The organism is Kaistella pullorum, from assembly GCF_014837035.1.
GTDB lineage: Bacteria > Bacteroidota > Bacteroidia > Flavobacteriales > Weeksellaceae > Kaistella > Kaistella rhinocerotis.
Genome location: NZ_JACSPS010000002.1, coordinates 327739 through 342102, shown reverse-complemented (window position 1 = coordinate 342102; position 14364 = coordinate 327739). Strand labels below are relative to the sequence as shown.

Annotated in this window: 10 protein-coding genes and 1 tRNA gene; 5 read left to right on the top strand and 6 right to left on the bottom strand. The window is 43.9% G+C overall.

From position 1 onward, the window contains the following. The first annotated feature begins 136 nt into the window (after window positions 1-136). Genes H9628_RS06035 through H9628_RS06025 form a run of 3 tightly spaced genes read left to right on the top strand, consistent with a single transcriptional unit; the run spans window position 137 to window position 1651 of the window. A complete protein-coding gene (locus H9628_RS06035; protein WP_251833222.1) occupies window positions 137-769 on the top strand; it encodes an NAD(P)H-dependent oxidoreductase in 633 nt (210 codons plus the stop codon). Window positions 770-788: 19 nt separating this feature from the next. Next, window positions 789-1223, top strand: a complete 435-nt coding sequence (locus H9628_RS06030) for a MarR family winged helix-turn-helix transcriptional regulator (RefSeq protein ID WP_251833221.1) — start codon at window positions 789-791, stop codon at window positions 1221-1223. Window positions 1224-1228: 5 nt separating this feature from the next. Continuing rightward, the gene (locus H9628_RS06025; RefSeq protein WP_251833220.1) at window positions 1229-1651 is read left to right on the top strand and encodes an organic hydroperoxide resistance protein; all 423 of its coding nucleotides are present in this window, start codon (window positions 1229-1231) and stop codon (window positions 1649-1651) included. 77 nt (window positions 1652-1728) lie between these two features. Here the strand turns inward: H9628_RS06025 and H9628_RS06020 are convergent. The 4 genes from H9628_RS06020 to H9628_RS06005 all read right to left on the bottom strand — a co-directional run bounded on the left by H9628_RS06020 (window position 1729) and on the right by H9628_RS06005 (window position 10321). Then, window positions 1729-1802, bottom strand: a tRNA-Arg gene (locus tag H9628_RS06020). Window positions 1803-1824: 22 nt separating this feature from the next. After that, a complete protein-coding gene (locus H9628_RS06015) occupies window positions 1825-3603 on the bottom strand; it encodes a porin family protein (RefSeq protein ID WP_251833219.1) in 1779 nt (592 codons plus the stop codon). 48 nt (window positions 3604-3651) lie between these two features. Continuing rightward, window positions 3652-6612, bottom strand: coding sequence for a tetratricopeptide repeat protein (locus H9628_RS06010; protein WP_251833218.1), 2961 nt, complete (start codon window positions 6610-6612; stop codon window positions 3652-3654). 160 nt (window positions 6613-6772) lie between these two features. After that, entirely contained in the window at window positions 6773-10321 is a 3549-nt protein-coding gene (locus tag H9628_RS06005) for a T9SS type B sorting domain-containing protein (RefSeq protein ID WP_251833217.1), read from the bottom strand. 130 nt (window positions 10322-10451) lie between these two features. Here H9628_RS06005 and H9628_RS06000 point away from each other — a divergent pair, with 130 nt between their 5' ends. Together H9628_RS06000 and H9628_RS05995 are read left to right on the top strand one after the other, a co-directional pair. Continuing rightward, window positions 10452-12140, top strand: coding sequence for an amino acid permease (locus H9628_RS06000; protein ID WP_251833216.1), 1689 nt, complete (start codon window positions 10452-10454; stop codon window positions 12138-12140). A 7-nt stretch (window positions 12141-12147) separates the two neighbouring features. Beyond that, window positions 12148-12459 carry a DUF962 domain-containing protein gene (locus H9628_RS05995; RefSeq protein WP_251833215.1) on the top strand — a complete coding sequence of 104 codons (312 nt, stop codon included), beginning with the start codon at window positions 12148-12150 and terminating at the stop codon, window positions 12457-12459. A 32-nt stretch (window positions 12460-12491) separates the two neighbouring features. Here H9628_RS05995 and H9628_RS05990 read toward each other — a convergent pair whose 3' ends face one another. Together H9628_RS05990 and H9628_RS05985 are read right to left on the bottom strand one after the other, a co-directional pair. Continuing rightward, window positions 12492-13166 carry a hypothetical protein gene (locus H9628_RS05990; RefSeq protein WP_251833214.1) on the bottom strand — a complete coding sequence of 225 codons (675 nt, stop codon included), beginning with the start codon at window positions 13164-13166 and terminating at the stop codon, window positions 12492-12494. Window positions 13167-13276: 110 nt separating this feature from the next. Further along, window positions 13277-14209: an SPFH domain-containing protein gene (locus H9628_RS05985; RefSeq protein WP_251833213.1), complete on the bottom strand. Its 933-nt coding sequence runs from the start codon at window positions 14207-14209 to the stop codon at window positions 13277-13279. Between the last annotated feature and the right edge of the window lie 155 nt (window positions 14210-14364).

Below are 14364 nucleotides of genomic sequence, written 5' to 3'. Positions count from 1 at the left end.
TATTTTTACTTATATGAGACCGTTTGCTGACCGCAAGCGGTTTTTTTGCTTTAATGCTACATAATTTTAAGCAATCATATTGCACGCAATATAATTTTGCGTATCTTTGACGTCAGAAAATTAAAACAAAAGCAATATGTCTTTAATAGAGAACTTAAAATGGCGCCACGCCGTGAAAGCTTACGATTCAACAAAAAAGGTAAGCGAAGAAGATTTAAATAAAATTTTAGAAGCTAGCCGCCTGGCACCTACCTCTTCAGGCCTTCAGCCTTTCCGTGTGATTTTGGTGGAAAATCAGGAACTGAAAGAGAAATTGGTACCCGGAGCATTGAATCCGGAAGTGATGCGCGACTGTTCGCACGTCCTCGTCTTTGCAGCATGGGACAGCTACTCCGCGGAAAAAATTGATAAAGTGTACGATTACCACACCGAGGTCCGTGGGTTACCAAGAGGACGCTTCAGCAGTTACACAGACCAGCTTAAAGTAATTTATGGTGCGCAGACAGCCGAAGAAAACTTCGCGCATACGGCCAGACAAACTTATATCGCATTAGGTTTGGCGATGGCGCAGGCTGCGGAACTGAAGATCGACAGTACACCTGCGGAAGGTTTCAGTACCGAAGTGGTGGATGAAGTGCTTGGTTTAAAAGAACTTGGGCTTAAAAGCGTTAGTTTGCTTTATCTTGGGTACAGAGATGCCGAAAATGACTGGCTCTCAAACATGAAAAAAGTACGGATTCCGATGGAGGAATTTGTAATCATCAAATAATTAATTAAAATTCTTCACCATGGATCAACCGGATACGCCGAAAATTGAAAACCAGCTTTGCTTTCCGTTTTACGTGATCGCCAAAGAAATCACGGGCATGTACCGTCCTTTTCTGGAAGAGCTTGATATCACCTATTCGCAGTATCTGGTGATGATGGTTTTGTGGGAATATGAGCGCCTTACCGTAAACCAGATCGGTGAAAAACTTTATCTGGACAGTGGTACACTAACACCACTGCTCAAAAGGCTGGAAGCCAAGAACTACATCGTGAGGCACCGTAAAAAGGAAGATGAACGTGTGGTGGAAGTTTTTTTGACGGAGGAAGGAAACCTGCTGCAGAAAAAAGCATGTGTTATTCCCGGAAAGATGCAGCAAAAGCTGAATCTGTCCGCTGAAGAACTCAGTACGCTGAAAGAGACACTGAACAAATTATTAAACAAAATCGAAAATTAAAAGATATGAAAACATTGTATTCGACAAGCGTTACTGCAAAAGGCGGCCGCGACGGACATGTAAAAAGTGAGAATGGAATTCTCGAACTTGATGTCAGAACTCCAAAAGCACTCGGCGGCAAAAGCGATGACTTTGCCAACCCCGAAATGTTGTTCGCGGCAGGCTACGCCGCGTGTTTTGACAGCGCGCTGAACCTGATGATCAGCAAATCCAAAACTGAAACCGGTGAAACTACGGTTACTGCCGAAGTAAGTATCGGGCAGATTGAAAACGGTAGATTCGGCCTGGCTGTACTGCTGAACGTGAACGTTCCGGGCGTATCGCAGGAGGAAGCTGAGACTTTGGTAGAAAAAGCGCATCAGGTGTGTCCCTACTCCAACGCGACGCGGAATAACATCGATGTAACGCTGAACGTAACCAATAATTAAGGTGGATACACACAATTGAGCTTTGTAAGACGTAAAATGAAAAGCGGCAAACTGTAAAAAGTTTGCCGCTTTTTTTGTGACCCGGAAGGGACTCGAACCCCTAACCCTCAGAGCCGAAATCTGATATTCTATCCAATTGAACTACCGAGCCATTTGTAGCATTTCGCTACGCTTTAGAAACTGATCTTCACGCCTCCGAGTATCTGTGCTCCCAAAACTTTATAACCTTTGAAAGTTTGATAGTTGCTGTTCAGCAGATTGTTTCCGAGTGCGAAAATACTGAAATTTTTGTGAACTCGGTACTCCGCGGATAAATTTAAATCGGCATAACCGCCAACTTTATCATCGTTGTTTTCAGTCGAAATAAACACGTTCGGCTGGCTTCCGCTTTCCGTGATTTCAAACGAATTGGTTGTCAGGTCGGTAGAGAAAATAGCGTTGGCGCCAAGGTGCAGTTTCTTGTTCAGCATCGAATATTTTGCCCCGATCCCGGCTTTCAGCAAGGGCACATTATAGATATGCTCATAGTTCTCAAGATCGTATTTAGTAAACTGTGCTTCTGCATCAAGCGTAAGGTTGGCCAGCGGAAAATACTGTACACTCGCCTTCACCTCGCTCACTTTTCCGTTGTCGTACACCGCAGAAAAAGAATTCGCATAATCGTAAGCTGCGCGATTTCCCGAAACAGACGTATCAAACAGATCATTCGCACGGAAGAATACCATATCGTTGATCTTGCCGAAACCTGCACGGAAATCGTATTTAATCTGCTGGTCTATGTCACCACGAAGACCTACATAACCTTTGTATTTCGTTTCCGTCGGTCGCAGTTGCTGGTCAGAAAGCAGATAAGGATTGGTCTCAAGGAGATTCGCGAACGAATTCAGTTGCAGGCCGCCTGTCACACCGGCATAAAACTTAAACTCATCAGCAGCCGCAAACTGAAGTTCAGCTTTTGGGAACCAATAGGTCCTGTTTTCCTGCACCTGATCGGTATTTGCGGTAGAATTTTTAGCATTTAAAAATGAAAAATCAGAGCCCAGCATTAAGTAGGAATCTCCATTAAAGAACGTGACCTGCGGCGCCACGGTCGCATTTAAAAATTTAGAAGAATTCTCCTGCAAGATGGCGAAATCTGTATTTAAAGTTTCAAGGTTCAGCCCTAAATCTGCATTCAACACCACATCATTCCCAACCGGAAGCTCTACACCGTGCTTTGAAAGATTGACCCTGATCTCTGCCTGAGATTCCTTTGCATTGAAATGATCGCCCAAAAACGAAGTTTTAAGCCGGACGTTATTTAATATTTCGTTGCTGTAAAAGTCGTAGTAGCCGTTTACTTTGAAGCGGTTGGTTCTCTGCTTAAGATCGGTGTCTGCGTCCGGCTGCAACGCGTAAATTCCGTACAGGTTATAATCGTTCAGGCCGTAATCTGCGATTACATTGAATTTGCCTTTTTCACCGTTTGCATTCAGATAAGCCGCAACATTGCCGATGTTTTGTTTAGAACTCCAAGGATATTCTTTTTTGAGTCCGGAAGTTGAAAGTACATGGAAATCTGCGCCCACCTCTATTTCGTTTTCAAGCTTTGTCCCGATATTTCCGTCGGCCAGTATGCGACCGAAATTTCCCATTCCCAACTGGAAATAATTGTTCAGGTTTTCTGCCTCGAATTTGGGTGAAATGTCTTCGCCCTGTATGGTTGATGTCTTGAAATCTGACGCCGCCGGCACATCCGTTACCGTATACCGCAGGTTCAGCGAGTCTTCAATCTTCTTTTCTCGCGGCGGATAGTTTTTTTCGGCTTCTACAGAAGTTTTCTTCTTTTCTATTTTCTTGATTTCCGGTTCACGCTTGCGGTCCAGGATAAGTTGTTCTTCTTTGATTTGCGCAAAGGCACTCTGAGAAAAACCGATCATTAGGAGTGAAAATATGGGGATTCTGAAATTCATGTTTTCTTTTTGAGATTAGCTAAAATTGACTTTTAGGAATTTTGGACACTACTTGATTTGTTTTTTCACCTCTTTGGCTTCGGCCACAATCTCCGGGAAATCCTGATAATTCGCGATGATTTGGTCTGCCGTGTAGCTAGCCTGGTATTTGTCTTTGAGACCGATGTAGTTTCGGGCCATCAGAATGAGCGATTTTGCACCCCAATATTCCTCTGAGGCGTAGTTATTAGCCAATTTGAAAATAGTTTCGTTTGAGTTTTTAAAGGCTTTGGCTTTATTTTGATAAAATGCTTTTGCATAAAGTGCCTCCGCCGCCACTTCCGTATTCGACGACTTTTCAAGTGTCGAATAAGCCGTTTTCGCCTCATTGTCCCGGCCTTTGTTCATCAGGCTGCGTGCTTTGATGACACGCGCCTGCTCTGTCACGGACGCCGGATTTTTGGTATTTGCCAACACATTATCCGCGAATTTTTCGGCCTGTGCAAAGTTCTTCTCTTCGGCAAAAATCTTCATCAGTTCAATATTTGCGAAATTCTTCAAATTCGAATTGGCAGAATTTGCCAGCGGCTCGAGGAATTTCTTAGCTTCTGCCGTATTGTTTTGCTCCAGATAAATTTGCGCCAGACGTGTCTGAGCATCCTGCTGATAATCATTCTGCACGTTTGCCACTTCCTGAAGTACCAAAAGTGCTTTCGTCGCGTTTTGGGTCTGGTAATAGCTCTCGCCCAATTCATACTGAGCCTGATAAAGCCCGTCACCGGTTGGGTTTTGCGTCAGATAACGCTCATAAAGCGGAATGGCTTTGGCGTAATCTTTAGCTGCGTAATAGTTTTTAGCAGTAGTCAGGTTGATTTCATCGAGTTCCGACGCATCGATCCGTACACCTACACTTTTAGCAAAACTTTCGTAACCTTTAATGTCGCCGTTTTTAATGAAAATCGGACGCGAGGCCTGCACGATCTTACTTGCGTACGCGGTGTTGCGGTATTGGTTGGCCAGCGATTTCAGCTCAGCCAAAGCTTTTTCTGTCTGGTTTTGGTCGATGTAGTTCTGCGCGCGGTAGATTTGAGCATTCGCGACCAGATCCTTGTCCGGACTGTTTTTGATAACCTGCGAAAAGTAATCGTTTGAGCTGCTGTAATCGTCATTCGCGGCATAGGCGGTCGCTATTTCGTATTGCGCATCGTCGGTATATTCAGAATTTTTAAACTGAACAAGCAGTTTTTTAAGTTCGGAAATCTTCGCCTCTGTATCACCTTTGAAACCAAGCGCCATCGCTTTCTGGAATAAGGTGTAATCGTCCGCATTCACGGTCTTTTCATAGATTGCGATGGCCTCATTCAGCTGATTATCTGCATAATAGGTATCCGCCAAACGCAGCTCCGCATCATTCTTGAAGTCAGCTTTTGGGTTCTTCAGATATTCCTCGAAATACTGTTTGGCCTGTGAGAACTTTTTAGATTTAAAATAAGCATATCCCAAATCATAACTAAGCTGCTGCTTCTCCGGGAAGTTTTCATGCGCAATCCTTTCATAACGCACGATAGCGGAAGGATAATTGCCTTTTTGGTAGTAGGTTTGGGCCAGCCAATAGGTCGCGCGCGTATTAAATTCTTTATTGATATTGAATTCCAGACTGCGCAGGAAGTAGCGTTCGGCCGCATCAAAATTACCTTTGTTAAATTCTTCAGTCCCGACTAAAAACGAAACTTCCTGATCGATTTTATTAAGCTCAGGAGTAGAATTCGGCATTTTATCGATTGCGCTAAGCGTGCCTTTGTAATCGCCCGAATACAGATAAGATTTTACGAGCAGAGACCTCATTTCGGCAGCCTCCGCACTTTTCGGATATTTGTTGATGTAATTCTGGATTACTACCGGTGCCGACTCAAACGGGTTTCCGACATCGTAGCTCAGCTTCGCGTACTGAACGTGCGCCAACTGCTGAACTTTCGGGTCATAACTCATTTGGTTCGCCGAACGGAAAGCCGACAGCGCTTCCTGCTTTTTGCCCACGGCCAGATACGCGTTACCCAATTGATAATACGCATTCTGGGAAACCGATGAATTACTGTTAATCAGTCGGTTGTAGTAGGAAACCGCTTCGTCATATCTTTTAAGCTGAGCCGAGACAAAACCCATTTCGTAAAGGTCACTTTCAGACGGTTCAGACTTGCTTTCAAGATAGTTTTTAAGATGAGGATACGCCGATTCATAATCTCCTTTCATGAAATAACTTTCCCCGATGATCTTGTGAACTTCGGCTTTATAGTCAGCTGATATAGATTCGCCAAGAAGTGAATTCCCTTCCTCGATAGCGCGGTCAAAATCCTTATCGTTAAAATACATCTGCACGTAGTAAGGCTTTACAACTCGCGCATATTTTTGGTCTTCCCTGATTTGGTCAAAGAACGAAAACGCTTTTTCATTCTGGCGGTCCGCGTAATAAAGATGGCCAAGCATGTACGCAATATCCTTTTGGTCACTGCCCTGCGCATTTTTGTACGCTTCTTCCAGGGCTTCTATTGCACCGCGCGAATCGCCAGTCATGAATTTGGCATAACCCAATTTCATCACATACTGCGTATTCTCCTCCTTTGAAAGCTGGTATTGATTGACATTATTTAATGTTTCAAGGGCTTTATCAAAATCTTTCTGCGTCAGATAATAATCGGCCAACGGCAAATTCGCCTGTGCAAAATAAGCGGAGTTCGGATATTCTTTAATGAAGGCTTCCAGACCTTCTTCCGCATGGTTTTTCCGGAGGATGACACCAATCACATTATCAAAGAACTGCGCAGCTTCTTTTCGCGACTGTGAAAGGTTTTCATTGTAAAAATATTGCCGTGCATATTCGAACTGCGCGGCGCCATAAATTTTGTTCTGATAAAGATTCTCAGCGAGACCAAAGCGGTAATTTTCGCGGTCGCTGAAGAATTGGGATTGTTGTGCTTCGGAAAGGCCGTAATTAAAAAGAGCGGCCGCAATAAGAATTTTTTTTGATTTCATTGAATCCTGGATTTCGTGGAGTTTCTGCGTATTGCGTTTCCACTATCAATCAACGAAAATATAAAAAACTTATTGCCTGCACAAACGCGTAAAGTGCCTGCGAAAGCACTTTACATGAATATTTAAGCATTATTTTCTGCTAAAAAGTAGCGCGGCTAAATCAGTTTCTGTTTTTAAGTAAAATCCAGCCCTGGCGCTGCTCGGCTTTCTGCGTCACTGCGTCGTAGAAAGTGAGCGTGTACCAATAGGTAGACGAAGGTACTTTTCGGCCGCCCGAGGTACCGTCCCACTCCACTTTGTCTTTATTTTGGGATTCGAAGACTTTGTTTCCAAAACGGTCGACGATTACCAGCGAAACATTCTCCATTTTATCGAGGTTCTCAATCTTCCAAACGTCATTTTTTCCGTCGCCGTTCGGCGTGAACGCGTTATGGATCTTGATGAAATAAACCGTTTTTGGAGGCCCAAAACAACCTGTGGCAGACTGTACCTGGATTTCATAATACGGCTCCGTAGGATTCATCAAAATATTCGAAGGTTGCTGAATGCCGTTAAAATAGTATTGGTACGGCGGCGCACCACCGCTTGCTACTACCTCAATTGAGTTTGAAGTTTGGTTTACCACCTCGATTTTTGGTTGGTTTTCATCTGAAATGATGAAACTGTGCGTGTACGGACAGCCATTCGGGCCGTTTTTAAGCACAACCGAATAAGTTCCGGGCGCTGTGAAATGGGCAACTTGGGCAGTTTGGCCGTCGCTCCAGCTGAAAATGCTGTTTTCAGAACCCGCATCAATGGCTAAAGTTTCACCATAACAGATGAAATATTTATCAACCAAAGTGCTGGAACGCACCGGCGTCTTCACCTTTAAATTGATCTTAGCCGATACCGGACACTGGCCGGGAGAAGTGATCCGCACATACACAGTCTGCGCAAATGGAGTTGCATTACTGTAATTCGACGGAATCTTTTCGGTGAATGCAGCATCTTTAAAATATTCAAATACCGCTGCAGGATCCCCTGAAAAAACCGCTTTCTTTGAATCTAAACTGAATGAAGTCTTGCCATCAAAGTCTTCGTCACATAATTCGTAATCGGTTCCATTGCTCAAAATTGCCGTGGGCGTTCCCTGTGCAAAAGTGATGGACTGAAGATCTGAGACGCAACCGGTGCTGTTGTTTTTAATATAGAAACGCACGGTCAGCGGCAGTGTAGCCAAATTAAAACTGTTCGGAAGCGGATTGCCAAATTCATCGGTGAAAGTGTACTGTGATTCATTCGCGATGGCTTTATCTTTCAAATCCTGCAATGCATAGGTGGTCTCGCCACAAACCGGGATTTGGGAAATGAGCGATACAGGTTTCGGATTATAATTTAAATTAAAACTCACCACGTCACTGCAAGTGGGATTGTACACAACCTTAATGTATGGAGCCGCGCCATAAACTGATTCATCGTAGGCTGCAACCTGCGCCGCGGTAAGTAAGGCGCCGGAAGGACTATAATACTGCAGCGTTACCGTCACCGCAGGATCCGCATTTACAAGATCCGAAACGTTCTGCGTCAGATCGAAAACCGTATTTCCCTGACAGTTTGTAAGCGAGACATTACTTTTAAGCAATGTAGGTTTGCTGTATACCAAAAAAGAAATATCGGGATTGTTTTGGGCAACACATCCCGTCACATTATTAACTACTCTAATGTACAAAGTCGTAGTTCCTATACCGCCACGAAAATTGAGGGAAACAGGACTGTTACCCGATTGCGCATCCTGTAAACTCCGATGGAAACTTACAGTAACATTCGGATCTGCGTTGATTTCCGGAATCAGCGAGGCCAGATCAAAGGTTTCGGTACCATTTGCGCATTGGGGCGGAAGTTGCGTTGTCGGTGTATTCGCCTGAACCGGCGGATGAAAATCAAAATTCAACTTCACGATGCTTTGGCAGGTGAAATTTGGGTCGGTAATTTTAACCCAAACACTTACGTTTGTCTGTGGATTGACCGGTGATGGACTAAAAGTAGTGCCGTCCGTCGAAAACTGAATCTGAAATGTGGAAGCGGTGAAAAATTCAGCTTTAAACTGCGCGGCTGTATAAGAACTTACATCATCACAAAGTTTTGAAGTTGTATAGGTTTTATTGTTTGGCGGAAAAGACAGGTAGGCGATGCTGAAATTTTTAGTGAAAGTACAAAAAGGACTTACGCCGGCATTCGTGGTTACTTTAATCCTGAAAAGTTTGGTTTGACCGGAAAGCACAGTGGCCGTTGTAATCGGTGTTGAAGATCCGGCTTCGAAATATTCGATGGTATAATCGCTGCCAATAGGATATCCGGTGACCGTGGCAAGATCAAAAACACGCGATGGTTGGTCTGCATTATCACAGAATTTAAGCGTTTGGTCATCGTGGACGAATGTCGGCAGACTTGAAGAGATATTCACAACCTGGCTCGCAGATTTTACAATACACGTGCCGGCTGTATTCCTCACCTGAACATAATAGCTACCGTTTCCGACCAGAATGCTGGTGCCGGTTTGGCTGAAACCCGCATCAGTATCAGAGCGCCATTCGTATACGAGATTCGGGTCCGGACTTATGACGTGAAGTTCCGCAGGGCTGCCACAACCAGCTGCATAATTTGGTGCGGAAATCTGCGGGTTTTGCAGTAGATTGAATTTCACCTGATCCGATGCCACAGCACCCACCTGCGTACCGCTGGGATCATGATAGGTGACGTCAATTCTGAGGATATCGCCTGCATTCGGCGTGAAATTATTTAAAGTATCGCCGTTTTCGCCCGGGATTTGAACACCATTCCGGAACCATTTAAATTGAGGCGTAAGGTTCTGTGACGGTGTAAGAACCCAGGATTTGGCGCCGTTATCACTCCATTTTCCGTTGTTATATGGTGACGTGGGTCCTGAATCCGGCGGCCATCGGCCAAGCTTTCCATCCTCATTCTGCACGCCGATAATGGCATTTTTAGAGGAATCTGCTTTCACTACTCTGATGATGATGCTATTATCCGCAAATATCACCACTTGGCTCGTAATAGTCGCGCTGTAACCGCCAGCCGCAGTTCTCTCCAGCACCTTGTCAAAACTGATGCTGAGACCCGCCACACCATTATAAGTTACGTTGCCGTATTTTAACTTGTCATAATAGTTCGGGTCATAATATCCGATATCTGTATATCCAAAGAAGATCTGCGCGAAATTGAGCGATCGCGTAAAGTCATTGGAATCAATCTGATTATAAGCGTCATTCGGAATTTTGATGTTCGTTGAAGTGGCATCGTTACCAGAATGCATTTTGTCTACATACCGGCTGGTGTGAAGGTTGGCGAAGTCGGTTCCGGATCCGAAAAGCAGCCTGCCATTAGAACCCACCACGAGCTCTGTATACTGCTTACCGTAAAATTCAAATGTAAAAGGTATCGGAATCGGCCGGCTGAAATGATCATTTCCAACCTTATTGCTGAAAGGTATATTGTTCGCTGGCGGTGTTATCGTTATGTGTGGCTGAGTAATAGAATAATCGCCCGTTGAAGTGGCTACTGCATCCACCTTCAGATTAAATTTCTCTCCCGTGCAAAAGTACTGCTCAGCGCCATATGCAGGACCGGAAGGCGGCGTGTACAGACTTACAGACTGCGCATACCCCAACACGCTGCAAAACGCGATCAGTACTGTATAAATTTTCTTCATCAATAGAAATTTGACCAAAAATACTGTTTTATTTAAAAACCGCGTCGCTGCGCTTTTTCGTATGGCGGTTTTAATAATTTTTAACACTTTCTTAATTTTTCTGCTAAATTTGTCAAAAACAAACTTGAGTATGAATCAGCTTTTCAGAAGAAAGCACTACAACGAAAGTGACCAGCCCTCGGGCCTTCTCCGCGTTTTGGGTGTTTGGGATATCGTATTTTTCGGCATAGCGGCAATCATCGGTGCGGGCAGTTTCAGCAGCTTGGGCGAAGCCATTTTCAGGGGCGGCCCGGGTGTCATCATTCTGTATCTGATCTGCGGCTTCGCGTGTGGATTTACCGCACTTTGCTACGCCGAATTTGCAAGCAGAATCCCAACAGCGGGTTCTGCCTATACTTATGCCTACGCCAGTTTTGGTGAGTTGATTGCCTGGATCATCGGTTGGGCACTGATTATGGAATATTCATTTGGAAATATTTACGTCGCATTTTCCTGGAGTGATTATTTCACGAGTTTTATGGAACGTATCGGCATTCATATCCCCGATTATCTGAGCTGCAGCTACACTGAAGCTAAAAAAGCTTTCCTCGCAGGTTCTGAAAACAAGGAACTTCTGAATGCCTGGACTACTGCACCGTTGGTAGGAAACCTTAAGATCATCTTTGATTTGCCCGCACTGGTCATCAACGGTTTGATTACGTGGCTTTGCTATGTGGGCGTAAAAGAATCGAAAAATTTCAACAACATTTTCGTACTACTGAAACTGTTTATCATTCTACTTGTAATTGCTGTGGGTATCGCGTATATCAATACAGACAACTGGTTTCCGGTAAGCGCGGTAACCGGTGAATCATCCTTCATGCCGACCGGCTTCTCCGGCGTGATGAGTGCAGTTTCGGGTGTTTTCTTTGCCTATATCGGGTTTGATGCATTGAGTGTACTTTCTGAAGAAACCAAGAATCCGCAGAAAAATCTGCCACGCGGAATGATCTTCTCACTCGTTTTCTGCACCATAATTTATATCATTCTTACACTCGTTCTCACCGGAATGATTGATTACCGCAGGTTTGACGGTGTGGGAGACCCGCTTTCCTTTATATTTGAAACTTCTAATGCCAATATTCCGTGGATGGAATTTGTAGTTTCACTCGGAGCGATAGTAGCAATCACGACGGTTTTATTGGTTTTCCAGATGGGCCAGCCCCGAATCTGGTATGCAATGAGCCGTGACGGACTGATGCCGAAAAAATTCATGGAAATTCATCCAAAACACAAAACACCGTCCTTCGCTACCATCATTACCGGTCTCGTAGTGGGTGTTCCGATCCTTTTTACTGACAAATCATTCATACTTGATTTCACCAGCATCGGGACGATCTTCGCCTTTGTGCTTGTTTGCGGCGGTGTACTGTTGCTTCCGGCCAAGGAAAAACTGAAAGGAAGATTTCATTTGCCGTACATCAATGCGCGCTTTATTTTTCCGGTATTTTTCCTCGGCGGCCTGGCGTTTTTCTACTTCTGGCAACCGGCTTTCTTTCAAAACCTGCTCGATTGGAATGACGTAAATGAAGGTGAGTTCCGCGTGTCTGTAACCTTCTTCATCTTAATAAATCTCGTACTCTGCGTGATGGCCTTTGCACGGAATTTATCCTTAATTCCGCTCATGGGCCTCAGTTCATGCCTTTATCTGCTTACAGGGATGAGCCACAACAACTGGTTTTGGTTCCTGCTTTGGTTTGCGATTGGTATGATTATTTATTTCTCTTACGGGTTCAAGAACAGCAAACTGAACAAAGAACTCAATGGGGATTTAGATTAAATATTAAATGAAAGAGCGGATCCAAACCTATTCAGAATTTTACACGTACTACCTGGCAGAGCACCGAAAGGTCGGTACGCGCATCTTACACTTTGTGGGAATACTTGTCATACTGTTTGTATTGGCTTATGTGATTTCAACCGGTAAAGAACGGTTTTTGTGGTATATCCCGATCGTAGGATATGGTTTGCCACTGCTAAGCCATTTTATCTTTGAGCGAAACCGGCCAACTTTTTACAGTTATCCGATGTGGACACTCATCTCAGATTTCAGGATGTCTTATGAACTGATCACGGGAAAAGAAAAATTTAAGTTATAAAAAAACTCCCTTGCGGGAGTTTTATGTTGCTACTATTTATATAATTCTTTTTCGGTCTCTTTTGCACTGTTTAGTGCTTCAGAAATTTTCGAGATTGCATTTTCATAGTTGGGCAGCGTATTCCATTTTCCTTTGATAATGGCGGTTTTCACATTGTCATTCGCAAAATAAAGCGTATTGTCGGAAAGGTTTACGATTCTGTTATCAATATATGTATAACCCGCGCGGCCGGTCTCAATCATACTGTAATAGCTGATCATCACTCCCCAACCAACGTTCACGTAATTTACTTCATCAATATTATATTTAGCCTTAAGGTAGCGGAAATCATAGTTCGAATACTTTTTGCCTTCAATTTTGTCACCTTTGTATTTTTCAGCGGTTTTAGGATCAAAGGCATCAGTAATGATCACCACTTCCTTTCCTTTCGCACGTAGAAGCTCCGAATAAATATTAATCAGGTCCTGCTTAGGGTCCAAATTCGTTTTTGCAAGGTCAAGCAGCGGCTGGTACTTATCACCGGAAGTCACTGCCATATCCAGAAGGCCCTGAGATCCTTCGCGGTACTTTTGCGGTTCTGTAACATTTACAAATAATCCTATTCTGGACGGTTTTGAGAAATACTCAGCGCTCATAGGAACCTGAACCTGGCAGGATATCAGAATAAAGAAAAGGGCAATCAGCCCAAGAAAATTGATTTTTTTCATTTAAATTATTTTTTGCTAAAACTAAGGAAACTTTAGGTCTAATCAGGCATTAAATCGCTGACTGTTATCAACAAAAAATCCCGAAAAATATTTTCGGGATTTTGTTTTTTTTAATGCAAATGCTTACCGGTTGGCGGCGGATAATCGCCTTTGCCCGTTTCTTCCATTTTTTGCGTCGCAGCCATAGAAACCACCAGGTCATTCAGCATAGAACTTGCAGCGCTAGGTGAATTAGGCAGCAAAACCAAATTGCTTCGGTTGTTCGCACCGATGGAATGCAGGGTGTCGTAATGCTGTGTAACCACGATCAGGGCAGAAGCTTCCTGCGAACTGATGCCCGCTTCGTTCAGCATTTTCACAGATTCTTCAAGACCTTTGGCGATTTCGCGACGCTGGTCGGCGATACCCATACCCTGAAGTTTTTTAGATTCAGCCTCAGCTTTCGCCACAGCTACGATACGGATTTTCTGTGCTTCAGACTCGTATTCAGCGGCCGTTTTTTCACGCTCGGCAGCATTGATCCGGTTCATCGCATGTTTCACCTGCTCATCCGGATCAATATCCGTTACCAGGGCTTTGATGATGTCGTACCCGTAACTTTGCATCGCGTCCTGCAGCTCACCTTTAACGGCGATTGCGATATCGTCTTTACGTACGAAAACGTCATCCAGTTTTAGCTTCGGAACTTCCGCACGCACCACATCGAAAACGTAGGAAGTAATCTGGTTTTCCGGATTTTCGAGTTTGTAGAATGAATCTGCCACCTGCTCTTTGATGACCTGATATTGTACAGAAACCTTCATCCTGATGAATACGTTATCGAGTGTTTTTGTATCGATGATCACGTCGAGTTGCTGGATTCTGAGATTCATCCGTTTCGCAACCTGGTCGATAAACGGGATTTTTAGGTGCAAACCGGCATGGCGCACTGAGTGAAACTTACCAAGTCTTTCCACGATTGCAGCTGTAGCCTGCTTCACCGTGAAAAAGGAGGCAAAAAGGACGATGAGTCCCAGAAAAATAAGAAAGCCTAAAATTGCCATTGTTTAATTTTTGATGGTTATGATTGATTAATAATAGTAAAAAGTAGATTTCTATAAAGATAATGTTTTTTTGTCTAAAAATGCCAGTCCGCAAGTCAATCCCATTAAAATAATTCCATAGTGCACTGTATTTTAAATAATTAGTATATTTGATT

Bases quoted from the DNA above. Each gene is read 5' to 3' on its own strand.
- H9628_RS06035 (WP_251833222.1), top strand. From the start codon at position 137: ATGTCTTTAATAGAGAACTTAAAATGGCGCCACGCCGTGAAAGCTTAC.
- H9628_RS06030 (WP_251833221.1), top strand. From the start codon at position 789: ATGGATCAACCGGATACGCCGAAAATTGAAAACCAGCTTTGCTTTCCG.
- H9628_RS06025 (WP_251833220.1), top strand. From the start codon at position 1,229: ATGAAAACATTGTATTCGACAAGCGTTACTGCAAAAGGCGGCCGCGAC.
- H9628_RS06015 (WP_251833219.1), bottom strand. From the start codon at position 3,603: ATGAATTTCAGAATCCCCATATTTTCACTCCTAATGATCGGTTTTTCT.
- H9628_RS06010 (WP_251833218.1), bottom strand. From the start codon at position 6,612: ATGAAATCAAAAAAAATTCTTATTGCGGCCGCTCTTTTTAATTACGGC.
- H9628_RS06005 (WP_251833217.1), bottom strand. From the start codon at position 10,321: ATGAAGAAAATTTATACAGTACTGATCGCGTTTTGCAGCGTGTTGGGG.
- H9628_RS06000 (WP_251833216.1), top strand. From the start codon at position 10,452: ATGAATCAGCTTTTCAGAAGAAAGCACTACAACGAAAGTGACCAGCCC.
- H9628_RS05995 (WP_251833215.1), top strand. From the start codon at position 12,148: ATGAAAGAGCGGATCCAAACCTATTCAGAATTTTACACGTACTACCTG.
- H9628_RS05990 (WP_251833214.1), bottom strand. From the start codon at position 13,166: ATGAAAAAAATCAATTTTCTTGGGCTGATTGCCCTTTTCTTTATTCTG.
- H9628_RS05985 (WP_251833213.1), bottom strand. From the start codon at position 14,209: ATGGCAATTTTAGGCTTTCTTATTTTTCTGGGACTCATCGTCCTTTTT.